At 63.3% G+C, this 3,833-nt stretch carries 3 protein-coding genes; 2 read left to right on the top strand and 1 reads right to left on the bottom strand.

Going from position 1 to position 3,833, the window contains the following annotated elements; genetic code table 11:
- A partial coding sequence (locus AC1DSN_RS19700) for a hypothetical protein (protein WP_477332379.1) occupies positions 1-223 on the bottom strand: 223 nt, incomplete at its 3' end.
- Positions 224-317: 94 nt separating this feature from the next.
- On the opposite strand from AC1DSN_RS19700, the gene rlmF reads away from it, so the two are divergent.
- A complete protein-coding gene (gene rlmF / locus AC1DSN_RS19695; RefSeq protein WP_477332377.1) occupies positions 318-1,301 on the top strand; it encodes a 23S rRNA (adenine(1618)-N(6))-methyltransferase RlmF in 984 nt (327 codons plus the stop codon).
- Between the two features lie 192 nt (positions 1,302-1,493).
- On the top strand, positions 1,494-3,761 hold the full coding sequence (gene katG / locus AC1DSN_RS19690; protein ID WP_477294174.1) for a catalase/peroxidase HPI: 2,268 nt from the start codon (positions 1,494-1,496) through the stop codon (positions 3,759-3,761).
- Positions 3,762-3,833 lie beyond the last annotated feature (72 nt).

The raw sequence follows: 3,833 nt of genomic DNA, 5'->3' as shown, positions 1-3,833 counted from the left end.
GGACGGTGCCAATGCCGAGCGAGCCGTTCAGCTGGAAATCGACCTCGAGCACCTCGAGCGAATTCTCGCGGCGGCCCACCGTCTGGGTGATCACGTCGCCAACGGACACCTGGGGCTCCGAGGCGCAGGGGAGGCTCACCAGGCCGTCCCTGGCATCCACACGCGCCTTGAAGACCGTCCCGTCGATGGTCACGCGGTCGGGCCACGCCGTTTTGGCATCCATGGGGTCGGCCTTGCAAAGAAAACCATGTTGCCACGGAACATGGCGGCGCATCTGCGACAATAGGGCTGCCCCAACGTCCAACTGGCCCCTCGCGATGAAGAAACCCAAGTCCGCCGCCCCTGCGGTGACGTCCCTGCACCCACGCAATCGCCACACCGGGCGCTATGACTTTGCCGAGCTCTCGCGGCAGTTGCCCTTGCTCGCGGCCTATGTCGGCGACAACGGCCACGGTGAGGACAGCATCGATTTCTCGGATCCGCACGCCGTTCGGGCGCTGAACCGGGCGCTGTTGAAGTCCCAGTACGGCATCGCTCATTGGGACATCCCACCGGACTATCTGGTGCCACCCATCCCGGGCCGCGCCGACTACGTGCACGGCGTGGCGGATCTGCTGGCCAGTTCCAACGGGGGTCAGATTCCCACCGGGGCCGGCGTTCGCGCGCTGGACATCGGCACGGGTGCGAACCTGATCTACCCGCTCATCGGCAACCGCGAATATGGTTGGCGGTTTACCGCCTCCGAAGTGGACACACACGCGCTGCGTGCCGCCAAAGGCATCGTCGATGGTAACCCGGGCCTCGGAGACGGGATCTTCCTGCGCCGCCAGGAGAACCCGATCCACGTCTTCGAGCAGTTATTACGCCCCGAAGATCGCTTCGACGTCAGCATGTGCAACCCGCCGTTCCATGCCTCCGCCCGCGAAGCCGCGGCAGGCAACATCCGCAAGACACGCAACCYGGACAAGAACGCGCCCCCGCGAACCACCAACCTCAACTTCGGTGGCCAGGGTCGCGAGCTGTGGTGCCAGGGCGGTGAGGAACGTTTCATCCGCACGATGATCACCGAAAGCACAAGTTACTCGCGCACGGTGCTCTGGTTCACCACGCTGGTCGCGCGGAGCGAACACCYCAATGAGATCTACCGCGCGCTCACCCACGCGAAGGCGCTCGACGTGCGCACGGTCAACATGGCCCAGGGCAACAAGCAGAGCCGCTTCGTCGCCTGGACCTTCCAGGATGAAGCCTCGCACCGTGCCTGGAACCTCGAGCGTGAGAAAAAACGGACCGCCGGTTACTGAGTACGTCAGCCGGCCACCGATTACCTTTTCAAATCCGTAACTTATCGCCGGTTTCGATAGGCTCAGCCTCTTGTCACGATAACTTCAATCAATTTCTGCAATCTCTGGCCTGCCCGTATAGTCGGCTCTATGCGTTCATAGGCAATGCCGGATTGCGACCCTTCGCGCCGGCCCACCCCAGGAGAAGCGCGAATGACGAACGAAGCGAAGTGCCCGTTCAATCACACCGCCGGCGGCGGTACGACGAACAAGGATTGGTGGCCCAAACAGCTACGCGTGGATCTGCTCAACCAGCACTCTTCCCGATCCAACCCGATGGACCCTGACTTCAACTACGCCGAGGCATTCAAGAAACTCGACCTGGCGGCAGTGAAGAAAGATCTCCTGGCCGTCATGACCGACTCGCAGGATTGGTGGCCTGCCGACTTCGGCCACTATGGCGGACTCTTCATTCGGATGGCCTGGCATAGCGCCGGCACCTATCGCATCGGCGATGGCCGTGGCGGCGGTGGCCGCGGTCAGCAGCGTTTCGCCCCGTTGAACAGCTGGCCCGATAACGTCAGCCTGGATAAGGCACGTCGCCTGATCTGGCCGGTCAAGCAGAAATACGGCCGCAGCATCTCCTGGGCCGATCTCATCATCCTCACCGGCAATGTCGCCCTGGAAAGCATGGGCTTCAAGACGTTCGGCTTCGCCGGCGGCCGCGAAGACACCTGGGAACCGGACCAGGACGTCTACTGGGGTACGGAAACGGAGTGGCTTGGCGGCGACCACCGCTACGGCAAAGGCAAGACCCAGGGCAACGAGCACGACGCCGGCGCGCACGAGGAAGGCGTGATCACGGCCGAGGCCGAGCTGCACGGTATCGAAGAGGATCGCACCGAAGACGGGCGCCTCCTCGAGAACCCGCTGGCCGCGGTGCAGATGGGCCTGATCTACGTCAATCCGGAAGGTCCCGAAGGCAATCCCGATCCCATCGCATCGGCCATCGACATCCGCGAGACGTTCGGCCGCATGGCCATGAACGACGAAGAGACGGTGGCCCTGATCGCCGGCGGCCACACCTTCGGCAAGACGCATGGCGCGGGCGATGCCAAACACGTGTTGAATGAGCCGGAGACCGGTGGTCTCGAAGACCAGGGCTTTGGCTGGAAGAACACGTATGGCAGCGGCAAGGGTGCCGACACGATCACCAGCGGCCTGGAAGTCACCTGGACCCAGACCCCGACGAAGTGGAGCAACCAGTTCTTCGAGAACCTGTTCGGTCACGAATGGGAACTGACCAAGAGCCCGGCGGGTGCGAACCAGTGGGTCGCCAAGGACGCCGAGGAAACCATTCCCGACGCCTACGATGCCTCGAAGCGACACCGCCCCACCATGCTCACGACGGATCTGGCGCTCCGCCTCGATCCCGCCTATGAGAAGATTTCACGGCGCTTCCTCGAGCATCCGGACCAGTTTGCCGACGCCTTCGCACGTGCCTGGTACAAGCTGACCCACCGTGACATGGGACCGCGTGCACGCTATCTCGGCCCGGAAGTACCGCAGGAAGAGCTCCTCTGGCAGGATCCCATCCCCGCCGTGGACCATGCGCTGGTCACCGACAGCGACGTTGCCTCGCTCAAGGCGAAGATCCTCGCGTCAGGCCTTACCATTTCAGAGCTCGTCTCCACGGCATGGGCTTCGGCATCCACCTTCCGCGGGTCGGACAAACGCGGTGGCGCCAACGGTGCACGCATCCGCCTGGCACCGCAGAAGGATTGGAAGGTCAATCAGCCCGCGCAGTTGTCGAAGGTACTGGCGAAGYTGGAAAGCATCCGCTCCGAGTTCAGCACGGGCGGCAAGAAGATCTCCCTTGCCGACCTGATCGTGCTGGCCGGTAGCGCCGCCGTCGAGCAGGCGGCGAAAGATGGCGGGCAAGCGGTCGCGGTTCCTTTTGCCCCCGGCCGTACCGACGCCTCGCAGGAACAGACGGATGTCGAGTCGTTCAGCTCGCTCGAGCCGGTCGCCGATGGCTTCCGCAACTTCCTCAAGGGCAAGTACAGCGTGCCCGCTACGGCGTTGCTGATCGACAAGGCGCAGCTGTTGACCCTTACCGCATCGGAGATGACCGTGCTCATCGGCGGCCTTCGTGTGATCGGCGCGAACGTCGAAGGCGCCTCGCATGGTGTCTTCACCGATCGTCCCGGCAAGCTGACGAACGACTTCTTCCGCAACCTGCTCGACATGCGCACGGAGTGGAAGCAGACCTCGCGCGACACGTTCGAAGGTAGCGAGCGCGGCAAGGGCACCCACAAGTGGACAGCCACGAGTGTCGACCTGGTCTTCGGTTCGCATGCCGTGCTGCGTGCCCACGCCGAGGTGTACGGTAGCTCGGATGCCAACGAGAAGTTCGTCAAGGACTTCGTCGCGGCCTGGACGAAGGTGATGAATCTGGATCGTTACGATCTGAAGAAGTAACGACACCGTAAGGCAGAAGCGCCCGCCCCGGTCTCGTACCCGGGCGGGCTTTTTTGTGGGAGCCAGCTATGC

It is taken from the genome of Luteibacter sp. P4_D7_3, assembly GCF_056401735.1.
Note: the sequence above shows the minus strand (reverse complement) of the source record. Positions and strands in the feature narration are given on the sequence as shown.